Raw genomic sequence first — 14,565 nt, forward strand, 5'->3', positions numbered from 1 at the left:
CGGGCGTCGCATGTGCAGCTGGAACCCTAGCCTTCCTTCACCCCGCCACCACCGCGCGCCAGCCATACGCCGCCCAGGATCAGCACAAAAGCCACCAGCGCCTGCCAGCTCTGCGTCTCGCGGAAGAACACCCAGCCGAGCGCCGCGCTCACCACCGGAATGGAATAGCCCGTCAAAGACAGGAAGGTCGCGCTCGTCCGCGCGATCAGGAACATGTAGAGCGCCTGCGCCACTGCCGAGGGCCCGATGCCCAGCGCCAGTACCGCACCCCAATGGCCCCAGTCTGCATTCACGTCAGCCGGCGTCACCGTAAAAGCCAGCGGTAGTGAGACGATGGCCGCGACAGTCACGAAGCCGGTCGCAAAGGGCATCGCCTCCATCACCGGCGCCCCGCGCGCAACAAGACTGGAAACGGCATAATTCACTGTGGCAAGGATCAGCAGGATCTGCGCAATCACGCTCGCATTGCCAAGGCCCTTCATCGCATCCGGCCCGAACAGCACGATGATACCGGCGAAGCCGATCAGCACGCCCACCAGCGAACTGCGAGTCATCTTCTCGTCATGGAACAGGAAAGTCGCCCCGCTGGCCACGAAGATCGGCACCGCTGCGGTGTAAAGCGCGGCAAGGCTGGAATTGACCGTTTGCTGAGCGGTCGTGATCAGGAAAAAGGGAAAGACCGATCCGGTCAGCCCCATACTGATGATCACCAGCCAGCGCCTCCGGTCTGCCAGGGGTGGCAGGCGCTGCCCCCGTGCCAGCATGATGATCCACAGCACTACAGCGCCGATCACCAGTCGGCCCGGCAGCACCCAGGCCACCGGCAGGCCCATCTCAGGATTGCCCTTGTCGACCGCCACACGCGTCAGCGCATAGGCACCGGCCCAGAAGAGGGTCAGCACAGAAAACAGACTCCAGTCAGACGCGCTGCGCCCTGTCGGCAGGCGCGCACTCATGGCATCGGCGTCCCGCGGCTCGCCTCAAGAATGGCGTACCAGTCACGGCGGGACATGTTCACCTCCAGTGCTCGTCTGGCTGCGGTCAACCGCTCAGGCGTCTGAGTGCCCAGCAGCGCCACCGGCCGTGCCGGATGCTTCAGCACAAAGGCCAGGGCAATGTCGCTGCGTCTGACGCCATGCTGATGCGCCTGCCGGTCCAGTTCCACATGCAAAGCCAGCAGCGTGTGCGGATCGCCCTCCCCCGGCACATAGCTATCGGCCAGCCTGCCGCCCGCCAGTGGAGACCAGACAATCGCCGCCGCATTCATTTCCTGGCACCATTCCAGCGTGCCATCTTCCATGGGCGCGGTATGCATGGCGGAAAATTCCGGCTGGGTGCTGACAATGCGCGGGGCAAGGTGCGCCTGCAGCGCGCGGGTCTGCGCCGGGCTGAAATTGGATACGCCGATTTGGCGGATCTTGCCCGCCTCGATCAGGTCTTCCAGCGCGCGGGCCACCTCTTCCCAGGGGGTCAGCAGATCCGGCCGGTGAATCTGGTAGAGGTCGATCTGCTCCACGCCCAGCCTGTCCAGAGAGGCCTCACAGGCCGACACCAGATAGTCCCGGCTGGAATTATAGGGCTCAGGCGGAATGATCCCGCCCTTGGTGGCCAGCACCATACGGCGGCGGCGTTCAGGGCTCGCCGCGATCACCTTGCCCAGCAGGGCCTCGGCGGCGCCAAAGCCCGGCCCGCCATAACCATAGACATCAGCAGTATCGATCAGGATCATGCCCAGATCCAACGCTGTCTCGATCAATGTCTCGGCCTGAGACAGACTGTGCCCCAGAAACCGCCAGCAGCCATAGCCGAGCGCGCCGACTTCCGGTCCCGTTGTGCCGATTTTCACCTGACGCATGAAGCTTTCCTCACTGACAGGCGATCAGGCCATAGGCGGCTGTCTTCGGCAAGTCCATGCCTTTTAAGCGCCATCTTCCCTCCCTAGATAGCAAGCGTCGCGCTGCCGCATGGCATGCGGGTGGACGAAAACGTCCCAGCGTCGTAAAGGGCCCAACAGATTTTCAGCCTGCCGCTCCGAGGAGATTTTTCATGGCCGTTCGCGTTGCAATCAATGGTTTTGGCCGTATCGGCCGTCTCGTCCTTCGTTCGATCATCGAGCATGACCGCAAGGACATCGAAGTCGTTGCCATCAACGATCTCGGCCCGGTCGAGACAAATGCCCACCTGCTGCAGTATGATTCTGTGCATGGTCGGCTGCCTTACGAGGTCAAGGTTGAGGGCGACACGATCATCGTTGGTGACCGCAAATTCCTCTGCACTGCCGTACGCGACCCCGCTGACCTGCCGCATGCCGAGCTGGACATCGACATCGCGATGGAATGCACCGGCATCTTCGCCGACAAGGAAAAGGCCTCTGCCCACCTGAAAGCCGGCGCCAAGCGCGTTCTGGTCTCCGCTCCGGCCACCAATGCCGACAAGACCATTGTTTACGGTGTGAACCATGACACGCTGACCAAGGATGACCTTGTCGTCTCCAACGCGTCCTGCACCACGAACTGCCTGTCCCCGGTCGCCAAGGTTCTGAACGACACGGTCGGCATCAAGCGCGGCTACATGACGACGATCCATTCTTACACAGGCGACCAGCCGACACTGGACCGCATGCACAAGGATCTCTATCGCGGCCGCGCGGCTGCCATGTCCATGATCCCGACATCCACCGGCGCTGCCAAGGCCGTCGGCCTGGTCCTGCCGGAACTGAAGGGCAAGCTGGATGGCTCCTCCGTGCGCGTGCCGACGCCGAACGTCTCCGTCGTTGACCTGGTGTTCGATGCCGGCAAGCCGACCAATGTCGACGAGATCAACAATGCCATCATCGCCGCCGCTGACGGCGCCATGAAAGGCGTGCTCGGCTACACCGACAAGCCGCTGGTCTCCTCTGACTTCAACCACGATGCCCACTCCTCCACCTTCGCCCTGCCACAGACGCAGGTTATCGAAGGTACGATGGTTCGCGTCCTGTCCTGGTATGACAATGAGTGGGGCTTCGCGACCCGCATGAGCGACACTGCGCTCGTCATGTCCAAACTGATCTAGGGCCTGTTTCCCAGGCGGCTGAAAGGATTCCTCATGAGCGGACCCGACCAGGCAGAATTCTGGAATTCCAGATTCAGCGAAGACGGGTTTGCCTATGGAGAGCGCGCCAGCCGCCTGCTGATGGGCTTTTCAGACCTGTTCCGTCCCGGCCAGAAGGCGCTTGTTCCGGCAAGCGGTGAAGGCCGGGACGCTGTATTTCTGGCCCGGCTCGGACTGGATGTGACTGCTGTGGACATGTCCGCCTCCGGCCTCTCCAAAACCGAAGACCTGGCTGCCAGCCACGGCGTTTTCGTCACCTGTATCGAAGCAGATCTGGCCAGCTGGGACTGGCCAGAAGGCCGCTTCGACCATGCCGCAATCATGTTCGCGCACATGCCGCCAGACTTCCGGCCCGACTTTCATGCTCGCCTGCTTGGAGCGCTGAAGGCTGGCGGCCACCTGTTCCTGGAAGGCTTCACCAAAGCGCAACGCCAGTATCAGGAAAGCCACCAGTCCGGCGGCCCGCCCAATCCGGCCCTGCTATATGACCCTGCAGAGATCAAAGCCGATTTCGCCGGTGGCGAGCCTGTTTCCTTCTGGACCGGCATCGAGACCCTGAGCGAAGGCCCCTATCATACCGGACCGGCCGCCCTGTTGCGCGCCGTATTCCGCAAAACGGAGAGCAAGTAATGTCCAGCTTCAAACGCATCGCAGATGCCGGGGATCTGACCGGCAAGACCGCCCTGGTCCGCGTTGACTTCAACGTGCCGATGGAGAACGGCAAGGTGACTGACGATACCCGCCTGCGCGCGGCGCTCGGCACGGTGAACGCCCTGCGCGATGCTGGCGCGAAAGTGGTGCTGATGGCCCATTTCGGCCGCCCGAAAGGCCAGATCGTTCCGGAGATGAGCCTGGAGCCTGTCGCCGAAGCCTTCTCGAAAGTGCTCGGCGCGCCGGTACATTTCGCAGAGAATTGCGGCTTTGGCCCAAAGGCGCAATCCTTTGTGCAAAGCCGCCCTGCGGGCGATGTCATCCTGATGGAGAACACACGGTTCGAGCCGGGCGAGGAAAAGAACGATAAGGATTTGTCAGAGCGCATGGCCGCGCTGGGCGACATCTACGTCAATGACGCCTTCTCTGCCGCCCACCGCGCACATGCCTCCACTGAGGGCATTACACACTTCCTGCCCGCCTATGCCGGGATCACGATGGAAGCTGAACTCGACGCGTTGGAGAAAGCCCTCGGCACGCCGGAACGCCCGGTGCTGGCCGTTGTCGGCGGCGCGAAGGTCTCCTCCAAGATCGATCTTCTGAAGAACCTCGTCACAAAGGTGGACAAGCTGGCGATTGGCGGCGGCATGGCGAACACCTTCCTGGCCGCCAAGGGTATTAATGTCGGCAAATCCCTGTGCGAGCATGACCTGGCAGACCTTGCCCGCGAGATCATGGAGATCGCCGAAAAGAATGAGTGCGAAATCCTGCTTCCGGTGGATGTCGTGGTCGCAAAGGACTTCGCTGCCTATGCCGAGAACCGCACCTGCACACCGAATGACGTGGCTGCGGATGAGATGATCCTCGACGCCGGCATGAAGTCCGTGGCCCAACTGGTCGCCGCCATGGGCAAATCGAAAACGCTGGTCTGGAACGGGCCGCTCGGCGCGTTCGAAATGCCGCCCTTTGACAAGGCAACAGTCTCTGCCGCCCAGGCTGCCGGCATCCGCGCCAAGGAAGGCAAGCTCGTCGCGGTGGCCGGCGGAGGTGACACGGTCGCGGCCCTGAACCATGCCGATGCAGCGCGCGACTTCACCTTCGTCTCAACCGCAGGCGGCGCCTTCCTGGAATGGATGGAAGGCAAGCCCCTGCCCGGCGTCGAAGCCCTCAAATCCTGATCTTCAGGCCCCATCCAGATCAGCAGGCCTGTCCCCTTCCGGGACAGGCCTTTTTTATGCCTGCGGCAAATCGCGCAGCACGCGGAAGAATGACAACGTTCCCATGAGCCGTACTGCCCGGCCCACAGTAAAACTTGATTGCTGCATTGCACCCTGTTTCCCCAGCAGTCTGGGCCGTTTTGCCCCCATCAAACAGGGCACAACCCCGCAAATCGCTTGTCTGACAGGCGATTCCGGCCTTTTCCCGTCTGTACCGCTTGCAGTGGTTGACCCGTGAAAAAGGCACGGTACTTGAATGCAAACTTTGCAAATGTCGCAATCAAGATCTGTTGAGAAACTCATATGACCAAAGCAACCATGGCCCGGCAAATTGCCGAGAAGAATGGCTTCATCGCCGCGCTGGACCAATCCGGCGGTTCCACCCCGAAAGCGCTGCGCCTGTATGGCGTGAATGAAGATGCCTATTCCAATGATGAAGAAATGTTCGGCCTGATCCATGATATGCGCGCCCGCATCATCAAGGCCCCGGCCTTCAATGGCGAGAAAGTCATCGGCGCAATTCTCTTTGAACGGACCATGGATGGCGAAATCGATGGAACGCCGACCGCTGAATATCTCTGGAACGAGCACCAGGTTGTTCCTTTCCTGAAAGTGGACAAGGGCCTGGCTGATGAAGCCAATGGCGTTCAGCTGATGAAGCCTATGCCTGACCTGGACCACCTTCTGGAGCGCGCCAACACCAAGAGCATCTATGGCACCAAGATGCGTTCGGTCATAAGCGCCGCCAATGCCGAGGGCATCGCCGCGGTTGTGGCGCAGCAATTTGACATCGGCCGTCAGATCCTCGGTCACGGCCTGATGCCGATCATCGAGCCGGAAGTCACGATCACCATCGCCGACAAGGCCGAGGCCGAAGAGATGCTTCTGGCCGAGATCCTGAAACAGCTGGACGCGCTGGGCGAAGACAAGAAAGTGATGCTGAAGCTTTCCCTGCCGACCAAGGCAAACCTCTACAAGCCGCTGGTGGACCATCCGCGTGTGATGCGCGTCGTTGCCCTGTCCGGCGGCTATTCCCGGGAGGAAGCCTGCGACAAACTTGCCGCAAATGAAGGCATGATCGCCAGCTTCTCCCGCGCGCTGACCGAAGGCTTGTCTGCCGGCCAGAGCGACGAGGAGTTCAACACAACCCTCGCCGCCACGATCGACAGCATCTATCAGGCCTCCAAGGTCGGCTGCTAGACGCGTCAAACCCCTGATCTTTAAAGGCGGCCTTTTCAGGGGCCGCCTTTTTTCATGCCGGCTGCCAGACTCGGCTCAGGTATTCACAGTCTTCAGGCCTGCCTCAGGATACCGCGCGCCCTGCACCGTGCCTGGGGCGAAGGCCTGATCCAGCCGCGCAAGATCGTCCGCGGTCAACGCAATCTCCGCCGCAGCGACATTGGCTTCCAGATAGGAAACGCGCTTGGTGCCCGGAATGGCAAAGACACCCTGCCCCTGATGCAGCACCCAAGCGAGGGCGATTTGTGCCGGGTTGGCTTCATGCGCTGCAGCTATGGACTTGAGAACATCCAAACGCGCTACATTCTGCTTCAGGGCATTCTCCTCAAAGCGTGGTGACAAACGCCTGAAATCATCCTCCGCCAGAGCCTCCCGTGAGGTGATCTGACCAGACAACATACCCCGCCCCAGCGGACTGTAGGCAACCAGGGCAATCCCCAGTTCGAGGCAGGCCGGCAGTACCTCTGCCTCGACATCGCGTGTCTGCAGGGAATATTCCGTCTGCACGGCTGAAACCGGATGGATGGCATGGGCACGGCGCAGCGTATCCGCCGAAACCTCCGACAGGCCAATGGCCTTGACCTTCCCCTCTTCCACCAGCCGCGAAAGGGTTCCGATCGCCTCCTCTAGGGCATAGTCCGGCGAGTAGCGGTGCATGTAATAGAGATCTATTGCCTCAACCCCCAGGCGCTTCAGCGAGGCCTCACAGGCAGTACGGATATAGGCGGGAGAATTGTCGATTACCCGCTGATAGGCTTGGGTACCGTCTTCCTTGTCGCGCCGGATGCCGAATTTAGTGGCGATAAAGGGCGTTCCCGTCACCTCCTTCAGAAACCGGCCGAGCAGGACTTCATTATGGCCGTCGCCATACATGTCTGCCGTATCGAACAAAGTGACACCAAGCTCCATCGCACGGTGCAACACCGCAAGCGACTGGGCATCATCTGTCTCACCATAAAATTCCGACATGCCCATACAGCCAAGCCCGATGGCCGCCTGAGAGGTGCCGGTATGTCCAAATTTACGGATCAAATTCATTTTGTTAGTCTCCTTACTATGTGCGTGTAACTGAACTGCGGCGCAGTCTTGCAGACCCGCAGGGCGCTATGGCTGGGACAGAATTGTCGCGTCTGCACTCAATTGTCGGATGATCTGCGTCGCTGTCGCCAGGGCCTCATCCGGAATGCCCTGCATCAGCTGCCCGATGCGGCGGTAATATTCAGGCATGATCTTCTGCAACAGATCTTCCCCTTCTGTGGTCAGTCTGATCTTTACACTGCGGGCATCTTCACGATCAGGCATGCGGGTGACCAGGCCATCTGTTTCCAGCCGCTGCAAGAGCCCGGTCATTGTCGCACGGGTGACGCCTTGCTTGGCCGCAAGATCTACCGGTCGCGCAGTTTCGTCAGCCTCCCGCATCAACAGAACCAATGTGATCCAGCGCCCATGCGTCAAGTCAAAAGTCTCCAGGAAACTGTCCAGTTCCACCAACAGGTCTGACCCGCACCTCATCACTTCCAGGAACAGAGAGAGGCGCGCATGCGAAACTGACCCGTACCTCTCGGCGAACCGGTCCAGAACGCCTTGTTGAGGAAGATCCTTGAGCAGAAACATACCAGTTAGTTAGGAGCCTAACAGAGTAGCGTCAAGGGAGCGTATGGCTTGCCTGCTTGACGATGCGGTCTGTACGCCTCACATCGCGCTGATGAGCGACACAGATTATATCCGCCCGCGTACACGGCTTTACCTGATCACACCGCCCCGGATCGAGGATGTGGACGGCTTTGCCGCCCTGCTTGAAACGGCGCTGAATGCGGGCGATGTTGCGTGTCTGCAGCTGCGCCTGAAGACTGCGGAAGGCGAAATTGACCTGGACGCGACGCGCACCGTCGGCAAGGCTGTAACAGAGATGGCACAGGCCTATGGCGTGGCCGTACTGGTCAATGACAGCCCGGAACTAGCCATGGAGCTGAACGCGGATGGCGTGCATCTCGGCTGGGATGACATGCCGGTTAAAAAAGCGCGCGATCTGGTCGGCAAGGAGATGATCATCGGCGCGACGGCCAAGAATTCCCGTCATGTCGCCATGCAGGCCGGCGAAGACGGCGCAGACTATGTCGCCTTTGGTGCCTTCTACCCCACCGACACCAAGACCGGCACCGTAGAGGCGAGCCTGGACCTCTTGGAAATCTGGCAGGAAAGCATGGAAATCCCCTGCGTCGCGATTGGCGGCATCACGGTGGACAATGCCGAAGCGCTTGTCACTGCAGGCGCAGACTTCGTGGCCGTTTCCTCAGGCGTGTGGAACCACCCGGCCGGGGCCCCGGCCGCAGTGGCAGAGTTCAACAAGATCCTGGACCGTCTGGACCAGACCAAAGCCTAGAATTCGGATGGTGCCGTTGATGTGCCCGAAGCCGCAGCAGATGGCGGCGTTCCGGCTTTCATTTCCTTGATCTCCCGCACATCATCACTGATGCGGAAGAACAGCATGTAAAGCTCGCACATGAAGCGCCAGAATAACAGACTTATCGCGCCGCCGATAATCGCCGCGACGATCATGCCGATGCCGCCGATAAAGCTCTGGCTGACCATCACCCCAAGGCCTGACAGCAGCATGATGACCGCATACAGCGCGATGCCGATCAGACCGATATAGTATAGCACCTTGATCAGCGTTGTGCCGATCAGTTTGTCAAAAGTTAGAAAGCGTTGAAACATGACTTGCCCCCTTCTTTGGCAGTGGAATTCCCATTCTGCTCATGATTGCAGGGTTTTGTGAATACTGGCGGGAAAAACCGGCCCGGTTTATAAGGCCCCGCCCACTTTGCAGGCGGATTAACACACCCCGGCTTGACCGTTTCAGGCCAAAGGCTTACGCCCCCGCCAAACCTTCAAAAGGATACCTCCCATGGTCAAAATCAATGGCAATGAGATCAAGCCCGGCAATGTCATCGAACATGATGGCAGCGTCTGGCGCGCCCTGAAGACCGCTTCCGTCAAGCCCGGCAAGGGCGGCGCGTTCAATCAGGTGGAACTGCGCAACCTGATGAATGGCTCCAAGGCCAACGTCCGCTTCCGCTCTTCCGAGACAGTTGAAAAGGTCCGCCTGGAGCAGAAAGACCACCAGTTCCTGTTCGCAGACGATGACGCCTTCACCTTCATGGATCAGGAAAGCTTCGAGCAAATTGCCATTCAACGTGACTTCATTGGTGAGCAGGGCGCCTTCCTGCAGGACGGCATGACGGTCGAAATCGAATTCTATGGTGAGCAGCCGATTGGCGTCTCCCTGCCGGAACAGGTGATCCTGGAAGTTGAGGAAACCGAACCGGTCGTCAAAGGCCAGACCGCGGCAAACAGCTTCAAGCCTGCCAGCTGCACCGGCGGCGTGCGCGTCATGGTGCCGCCCTTTGTCGGCACGGGCGAGAAGATCGTCGTGCAGACCGCTGATTCCACTTATCTCCGCCGCGCAGACTAAGGTCAGACATGTCCAAACCCTCCCCCGTCGGAACCGTGATGATTGCAGCCGCCCGCGCTGCAGGTCGCGCCCTTGCGCGCGACTTTGGTGAAATCGAAAACCTGCAGGTCTCAAAGAAGGGCCCTGCCGATTTCGTCTCCAATGCCGACCATCGCGCTGAAGAGATCATCTACACACAGCTGTCCAAGGCCCGTCCGGGCTATGGCTTCATCATGGAAGAAAGCGGCATTGTGGAGGGGACGGACAAGTCCAACAAGTTCATCGTCGATCCGCTGGACGGCACGCTGAACTTCCTGCACGGCCAGCCGCATTATGCCGTTTCCATCGCTCTGGAACGTGAAGGCAAGCTGCTGACCGGCGTTGTCTACGATGTCGCCAAGAATGAAATCTTCTGGGCTGAAACCGGCCGGGGGGCGTGGCTGGAGCAGCGCAAACTACGCGTGGCTGCCCGCAACCGCCTGAACGAAGCCGTCATCGCGACCGGCACGCCCTGGCATGGCAAGTCCGAAGCCGCCCATACCGGCTTTGCCCGTGAATTGCTGGCCATGACGCCTGCCTGTGCCGGCATCCGCCGCTATGGCTCGGCGGCGCTGGACCTTGCCTGGGTCGCCGCAGGACGTTTTGACGGGTTCTGGGAACGCGACCTGAAGCCATGGGATATTGCCGCCGGCATCGTTCTGGTGCGTGAGGCAGGCGGTGTGGTTCAGGAGATTGACGGGGGCGACGTGATGTCGACCGGCTCGGTACTGGCCTCCAATGCAGACCTGCAGCCCCTGATCGAGAAGCAGTTGCGCCACGCAGCCTCTTTCGGCAAGCAGTCCTAGGCCCTTCCCGAGCACGTTCCTGCACACACTGTGTCAGAATTTTCGTGACACAGGCGTCATGTTTTGGCTTTATAGGTCGAAACGGGCAGGAGACATGCATGATAGAGCCAGATACAGACGTTCTGATCATTGGTGCCGGGCTTTCTGGCATCGGCGCGGCTGTGCATCTGGGCAAGCAATGCCCCGAAAAGACCTATCAGATCTTCGAGCAGCGCGATGCGATTGGCGGCACATGGGATCTGTTCCGCTACCCGGGCATCCGCTCTGACAGCGACATGCACACGCTGGGCTATAATTTCAAACCCTGGACCGCCGCCAAGGCCATCGCCGATGGCCCCTCCATCCGCAGCTATGTCGAGGAAACCGCAGACGAGTACGGCATAACACCCCACATCAAGTTCGGCACCAAGATCGTCAAGGCCGATTGGTCTACGGAAGATCAGGCCTGGCATGTGACGCATGAGGACAAGGCCGGAACGCGCGCCGTCACGACTTGCCGCTTCCTTTTCATGTGCGGCGGCTATTACAATTATGATCAGGGCTACCGCCCTGACTTTCCTGGCCAAGACAATTTCAAGGGCCAGTTCGTACACCCGCAGCACTGGCCGGAAGACCTTGACTATTCCGGCAAGAAAGTCGTCATCATCGGCTCCGGCGCGACGGCGATGACTCTGTTGCCCGCGATGACCGATAAGGCCGGGCATGTGACCATGCTGCAGCGCTCGCCCACCTATGTCGTCTCGCGCCCGGCCGTGGACAAGCTGGCGAACTTCCTGCGCAAGATCATGCCGGATAGCTGGGCCTACAGCCTGATCCGCTGGCGGAATGTCGCCCTCCAGCAATTCTTCTTCAAACAGACACGCAGCAATCCGCAGCAGGCCCGCGAGCGCCTGATCGGCATGGTGAAGGATGAGCTGGGCCCTGACTATCCGGTCGAGACGCATTTCAACCCGGCCTACAATCCGTGGGAACAGCGCCTCTGCCTTGTGCCGGATTCCGATCTCTTCAATGCCTTGAAAAGCGGCAAGGCCAGTATCGAGACCGACCATATCGAGACGTTTACGGAACATGGTATCCAGCTGAAATCCGGCAAGACGCTGGACGCAGACATTGTGGTGACGGCCACGGGCCTCAATCTGGTGTTCATGAACGGGGTGAATGTCTCGCTGGATGGCGCGGAGGTCAATCCCGGACAATTGCTGAACTACAAAGGCGTCATGCTGTCCAATGTGCCCAATCTGGCGGTGACGTTCGGCTACACGAATGCGTCCTGGACGCTAAAGGCAGACTTGACGAGTGAATATGTCTGCCGCCTGCTGAACACGATGGACGAAAAGGGCGCGACCTCTGCCATGCCCTACCTTTCCGCCTATCCGAACGAGACAGAGCCCTTTGTGGATTTTTCCTCCGGTTATTTCCAGCGCGTGATGGACCAGTTCCCGCGCCAGCACACCGAAGCGCCGTGGAAGCTGCACCAGAGTTACTTCACGGACCGGAAGAATCTGCGCCAGCTGCCCATTGAAGATGGCGTGATGAAATTCATGACGTCCCAAGAGGCGGGGGCCGCCAGGCCCACCCTTCAGGCCGCAGAATAAGCCCAATCTATCAATCCCCGTACCCGGCCCCTATATCTGAGATGTAGGGGCCTGATGCATGGAGATTTGATTATGTGGTTATGGCTTTTGTGGTGGTGCGTGGACGACCATCTGGCAGCAGCCCTGAATACGCCGGGACTGGGAGAATTGCCGATCTGGGTGCCCCTGATCCTGTCACTTGCCTTCGCCTTCACGATTGATGGCAAAGTAAAGAAGCTGCGCAAGAAGCGGGCCTAATCCCCCTACCCTTCCGCAAACTGCAATTCGGCAAGGCGGGCATAGAGGCCACCCTTCGCGACCAGTTCCTCATGTGTGCCTTCTTCGACGATGTGGCCATGTTCCATCACGATGATCCGGTCTGCCCGGCGCACGGTGGAGAGGCGGTGCGCGATGACCAGGGTCGTGCGTCCTTCGGCGGCGTTGGAAATCGCGCGGCGCACAGCCGCTTCGCTTTCTGAATCAAGCGCAGAGGTCGCCTCGTCGAGCAGCAGGACCGGCGCATCCCGTACCAGTGCCCGCGCCAGCGCGACCCGTTGGCGCTGGCCGCCGGACAGGCTACGCCCCTTCTGGCCAAGATCGGTATCCAGGCCATCCTTGTGGGACAGGAAGTCCATCGCCTCAGCCATGCGGGCGGCATGTTCCAGAATGGCGTCATCGGGATTGTCCGTTCCGAACGCAATGTTCTGTCGCGCCGTGCCCGTGAAGAGCGCGGATTCCTGCGGCGCATAGGCAAATTGCTGGCGCCAGTCGCGTGGCGTGGCCTCCAGCGCGGAGACGCCATCCAGCATCACCTTGCCAGACTGCACGTCAAACAGACGCAGCGCCAGACGGAAGACGGTCGTCTTGCCCGCGCCACTGGGACCAACAAGAGCCACGAATTCGCCGGGGCGGACGTTGAGAGAAAAATCCTCCAGCGCGGAAACCGTCTCGCCGCCATAGCGGAAAGTGACATGATCGAAGGTCAGGGCGCCGGTGACCTTTTGCGGCAGGGCAACCGGCTGTATCGGCGCGGAAATTTCCGGTTCCGCATTCAGCACTTCTGCGGCCCGGTCTGCAGCGCCCGCCGCGCGCATCACTTCACCATAGACTTCCGCCAGCATGCCGAAACCGGATCCCGCATACAGAGCGTAGAGCACCATGGAGGCGAGATCGCCAAAGCTCATCTCCCCTGTCGCCACGGCCCGCGCGCCAAGCCAGAGCACACCGACAAAACCGCCAAACAGCAGGACGGAGACCAGCACGATCATCACAGACCGCGCCCCGATCCGGCGCATGGCCGCGGTAAAAGTGGCTTCCACAGCTTCAGTAAAGGCGGCCAAGCGGCTGTCTTCACGGTTATAGGCCTGCACCAGCTCAATCGCGTCGAGCGCTTCAGCCGCTTCCGAGCCCGCATCTGCAAGGCGGGACTGCGCCGTGTTCGACATCTTCCGGATGATCCGGCCAATAAACATGACCGGCAGGATGGCAATCGGCAGCATGGCCAACAGGGTCAGACCCAGCTTCCAGTTGACGACCAGCATCATGGTCAGCGCGCCAAACGTGGTCAGCAATGTGCGGGTGGCGAGCGAGGCAGAGGAGCCGAGGAAGGTCTCGATCAGGGTCACATCGGCTGTCAGGCGTGAGACAGCCTCGCCCGAGCGCATCTTCGAATGATAACGCGGCGACAGGGTCAGCAGGTGAGCATAGAGATCGCGGCGCAGGTCTGCTGCGATCCGCTCTCCGAAACGGGAGACAAAATAAAACCGCACGGCTCCCAGAACGCCCGAGAAAATGGCAGCAACGGCCACCCAGAGAAACGCCCGGTCGACTAGTTCCAGAAGTTGCGACGGAGAATTCTGTGCCTTCTTGCCGGCATCCGCTGCCATTCCCAACAGCATCGGGATGGCCAGGCTGACCGCGGCGGCCAGCACAAGGAAGATCAGCGCGACCATGACCGTCACCCAGTGACGACGCACATAGGGCATCAAAAGTTTCAATGGTTTCAGGCTCTTGGCCTTGGGCCGATTGATCGCAGCCCCTCCGTCAGGCTCAGTCGTGCGACGATCATTCACGTATTGGCTATCAGTGTCAGCCATGCTGCTATCAATCCCTTTCAGTGGCCTGTCAGATTCCCTGCGAGCTGCCTCTTGCAGAGATGGCCTCTTTCAGTTACACGCGCCACTTCGAAAACAGGCTGAGACAAGCCCGCGCACCCTAATGACGGCAGAGCGCGGTTGTCCTTTAGAGTTCAAGAGAGGCGAAGGCCATGAAAAAAGAAGGTCATCCCGACTATCACTTCATCACCGTGGTGATGACCGATGGCACCGAGTACCAGACGCGCTCCACTTTCGGCAGCGAAGGCGACCGTCTGGTTCTGGACATCGACTCCAAGTCTCACCCGGCCTGGACCGGTGGCGACGGCAAGATGCTGGACCGCGGCGGCCGCGTCTCCCGCTTCAAAGACAAGTTCAAAGGCTTCATGTAAGCGATTT

General features: G+C 60.1%; 16 protein-coding genes. 10 read left to right on the forward strand and 6 right to left on the reverse strand.

What is annotated here, in order from left to right:
• Window positions 1-26: 26 nt before the first annotated feature.
• Complete coding sequence (locus HY2_RS10230) at window positions 27-956, reverse strand: DMT family transporter (protein ID WP_034827287.1); 930 nt, start codon at window positions 954-956, stop codon at window positions 27-29.
• Window positions 953-1,855 carry an aldo/keto reductase gene (locus HY2_RS10235; protein ID WP_034827289.1) on the reverse strand — a complete coding sequence of 301 codons (903 nt, stop codon included), beginning with the start codon at window positions 1,853-1,855 and terminating at the stop codon, window positions 953-955. The genes HY2_RS10230 and HY2_RS10235 overlap by 4 nt, the downstream gene beginning before the upstream one ends.
• 191 nt (window positions 1,856-2,046) lie before the next feature.
• Here HY2_RS10235 and gap point away from each other — a divergent pair, with 191 nt between their 5' ends.
• The 4 genes from gap (at window position 2,047) to HY2_RS10255 (ending at window position 6,161) form a co-directional block, all read left to right on the forward strand.
• Window positions 2,047-3,054 (forward strand): type I glyceraldehyde-3-phosphate dehydrogenase, encoded by a 1,008-nt coding sequence (gene gap / locus HY2_RS10240; protein WP_034827291.1) that lies wholly within the window; start codon window positions 2,047-2,049, stop codon window positions 3,052-3,054.
• A gap of 33 nt (window positions 3,055-3,087) precedes the next feature.
• Entirely contained in the window at window positions 3,088-3,723 is a 636-nt protein-coding gene (locus tag HY2_RS10245; RefSeq protein WP_034827293.1) for a class I SAM-dependent methyltransferase, read from the forward strand.
• On the forward strand, window positions 3,723-4,922 hold the full coding sequence (locus HY2_RS10250) for a phosphoglycerate kinase (protein ID WP_034827294.1): 1,200 nt from the start codon (window positions 3,723-3,725) through the stop codon (window positions 4,920-4,922). The genes HY2_RS10245 and HY2_RS10250 overlap by 1 nt, the downstream gene beginning before the upstream one ends.
• Window positions 4,923-5,264: 342 nt before the next feature.
• Window positions 5,265-6,161 carry a fructose bisphosphate aldolase gene (locus HY2_RS10255; RefSeq protein ID WP_034827297.1) on the forward strand — a complete coding sequence of 299 codons (897 nt, stop codon included), beginning with the start codon at window positions 5,265-5,267 and terminating at the stop codon, window positions 6,159-6,161.
• Window positions 6,162-6,236: 75 nt separating this feature from the next.
• Here HY2_RS10255 and HY2_RS10260 read toward each other — a convergent pair whose 3' ends face one another.
• Together HY2_RS10260 and HY2_RS10265 are read right to left on the reverse strand one after the other, a co-directional pair.
• A complete protein-coding gene (locus HY2_RS10260) occupies window positions 6,237-7,238 on the reverse strand; it encodes an aldo/keto reductase (protein ID WP_034827299.1) in 1,002 nt (333 codons plus the stop codon).
• 66 nt (window positions 7,239-7,304) lie between these two features.
• Complete coding sequence (locus HY2_RS10265; RefSeq protein WP_034827301.1) at window positions 7,305-7,814, reverse strand: MarR family winged helix-turn-helix transcriptional regulator; 510 nt, start codon at window positions 7,812-7,814, stop codon at window positions 7,305-7,307.
• Between the two features lie 91 nt (window positions 7,815-7,905).
• Between HY2_RS10265 and thiE the strand changes: the two genes are divergently transcribed.
• On the forward strand, window positions 7,906-8,583 hold the full coding sequence (gene thiE / locus HY2_RS10270; RefSeq protein ID WP_034827342.1) for a thiamine phosphate synthase: 678 nt from the start codon (window positions 7,906-7,908) through the stop codon (window positions 8,581-8,583).
• On the opposite strand, the gene HY2_RS10275 is transcribed toward thiE, so the two are convergent.
• Window positions 8,580-8,918: a DUF4282 domain-containing protein gene (locus tag HY2_RS10275; RefSeq protein ID WP_034827302.1), complete on the reverse strand. Its 339-nt coding sequence runs from the start codon at window positions 8,916-8,918 to the stop codon at window positions 8,580-8,582. The genes thiE and HY2_RS10275 overlap by 4 nt on opposite strands.
• Window positions 8,919-9,108: 190 nt before the next feature.
• Here HY2_RS10275 and efp point away from each other — a divergent pair, with 190 nt between their 5' ends.
• The 4 genes from efp to HY2_RS17555 all read left to right on the forward strand — a co-directional run bounded on the left by efp (window position 9,109) and on the right by HY2_RS17555 (window position 12,331).
• A complete protein-coding gene (gene efp / locus HY2_RS10280) occupies window positions 9,109-9,675 on the forward strand; it encodes an elongation factor P (RefSeq protein ID WP_034827304.1) in 567 nt (188 codons plus the stop codon).
• Between the two features lie 8 nt (window positions 9,676-9,683).
• On the forward strand, window positions 9,684-10,499 hold the full coding sequence (locus HY2_RS10285; RefSeq protein ID WP_034827306.1) for an inositol monophosphatase family protein: 816 nt from the start codon (window positions 9,684-9,686) through the stop codon (window positions 10,497-10,499).
• Between the two features lie 98 nt (window positions 10,500-10,597).
• Complete coding sequence (locus tag HY2_RS10290; protein ID WP_034827308.1) at window positions 10,598-12,094, forward strand: flavin-containing monooxygenase; 1,497 nt, start codon at window positions 10,598-10,600, stop codon at window positions 12,092-12,094.
• 72 nt (window positions 12,095-12,166) lie between these two features.
• Window positions 12,167-12,331 (forward strand): hypothetical protein, encoded by a 165-nt coding sequence (locus HY2_RS17555; RefSeq protein ID WP_199285701.1) that lies wholly within the window; start codon window positions 12,167-12,169, stop codon window positions 12,329-12,331.
• Between the two features lie 5 nt (window positions 12,332-12,336).
• Here HY2_RS17555 and HY2_RS10300 read toward each other — a convergent pair whose 3' ends face one another.
• Window positions 12,337-14,169 carry an ABC transporter transmembrane domain-containing protein gene (locus HY2_RS10300; RefSeq protein WP_034827311.1) on the reverse strand — a complete coding sequence of 611 codons (1,833 nt, stop codon included), beginning with the start codon at window positions 14,167-14,169 and terminating at the stop codon, window positions 12,337-12,339.
• Between the two features lie 170 nt (window positions 14,170-14,339).
• Here HY2_RS10300 and rpmE point away from each other — a divergent pair, with 170 nt between their 5' ends.
• Window positions 14,340-14,558: a 50S ribosomal protein L31 gene (rpmE, locus tag HY2_RS10305; RefSeq protein WP_034796429.1), complete on the forward strand. Its 219-nt coding sequence runs from the start codon at window positions 14,340-14,342 to the stop codon at window positions 14,556-14,558.
• Window positions 14,559-14,565 lie beyond the last annotated feature (7 nt).

It is taken from the genome of Hyphomonas pacifica, from assembly GCF_000682675.1.
Classification (GTDB): domain Bacteria; phylum Pseudomonadota; class Alphaproteobacteria; order Caulobacterales; family Hyphomonadaceae; genus Hyphomonas; species Hyphomonas pacifica.

What these genes read in the sequence shown, in the direction of transcription:
- HY2_RS10230 (WP_034827287.1), bottom strand. Translation starts at nt 956, where the DNA reads ATGAGTGCGCGCCTGCCGACAGGGCGCAGCGCGTCTGACTGGAGTCTG.
- HY2_RS10235 (WP_034827289.1), bottom strand. Translation starts at nt 1,855, where the DNA reads ATGCGTCAGGTGAAAATCGGCACAACGGGACCGGAAGTCGGCGCGCTC.
- gap (WP_034827291.1), top strand. Translation starts at nt 2,047, where the DNA reads ATGGCCGTTCGCGTTGCAATCAATGGTTTTGGCCGTATCGGCCGTCTC.
- HY2_RS10245 (WP_034827293.1), top strand. Translation starts at nt 3,088, where the DNA reads ATGAGCGGACCCGACCAGGCAGAATTCTGGAATTCCAGATTCAGCGAA.
- HY2_RS10250 (WP_034827294.1), top strand. Translation starts at nt 3,723, where the DNA reads ATGTCCAGCTTCAAACGCATCGCAGATGCCGGGGATCTGACCGGCAAG.
- HY2_RS10255 (WP_034827297.1), top strand. Translation starts at nt 5,265, where the DNA reads ATGACCAAAGCAACCATGGCCCGGCAAATTGCCGAGAAGAATGGCTTC.
- HY2_RS10260 (WP_034827299.1), bottom strand. Translation starts at nt 7,238, where the DNA reads ATGAATTTGATCCGTAAATTTGGACATACCGGCACCTCTCAGGCGGCC.
- HY2_RS10265 (WP_034827301.1), bottom strand. Translation starts at nt 7,814, where the DNA reads ATGTTTCTGCTCAAGGATCTTCCTCAACAAGGCGTTCTGGACCGGTTC.
- thiE (WP_034827342.1), top strand. Translation starts at nt 7,906, where the DNA reads ATGAGCGACACAGATTATATCCGCCCGCGTACACGGCTTTACCTGATC.
- HY2_RS10275 (WP_034827302.1), bottom strand. Translation starts at nt 8,918, where the DNA reads ATGTTTCAACGCTTTCTAACTTTTGACAAACTGATCGGCACAACGCTG.
- efp (WP_034827304.1), top strand. Translation starts at nt 9,109, where the DNA reads ATGGTCAAAATCAATGGCAATGAGATCAAGCCCGGCAATGTCATCGAA.
- HY2_RS10285 (WP_034827306.1), top strand. Translation starts at nt 9,684, where the DNA reads ATGTCCAAACCCTCCCCCGTCGGAACCGTGATGATTGCAGCCGCCCGC.
- HY2_RS10290 (WP_034827308.1), top strand. Translation starts at nt 10,598, where the DNA reads ATGATAGAGCCAGATACAGACGTTCTGATCATTGGTGCCGGGCTTTCT.
- HY2_RS17555 (WP_199285701.1), top strand. Translation starts at nt 12,167, where the DNA reads ATGTGGTTATGGCTTTTGTGGTGGTGCGTGGACGACCATCTGGCAGCA.
- HY2_RS10300 (WP_034827311.1), bottom strand. Translation starts at nt 14,169, where the DNA reads ATGGCTGACACTGATAGCCAATACGTGAATGATCGTCGCACGACTGAG.
- rpmE (WP_034796429.1), top strand. Translation starts at nt 14,340, where the DNA reads ATGAAAAAAGAAGGTCATCCCGACTATCACTTCATCACCGTGGTGATG.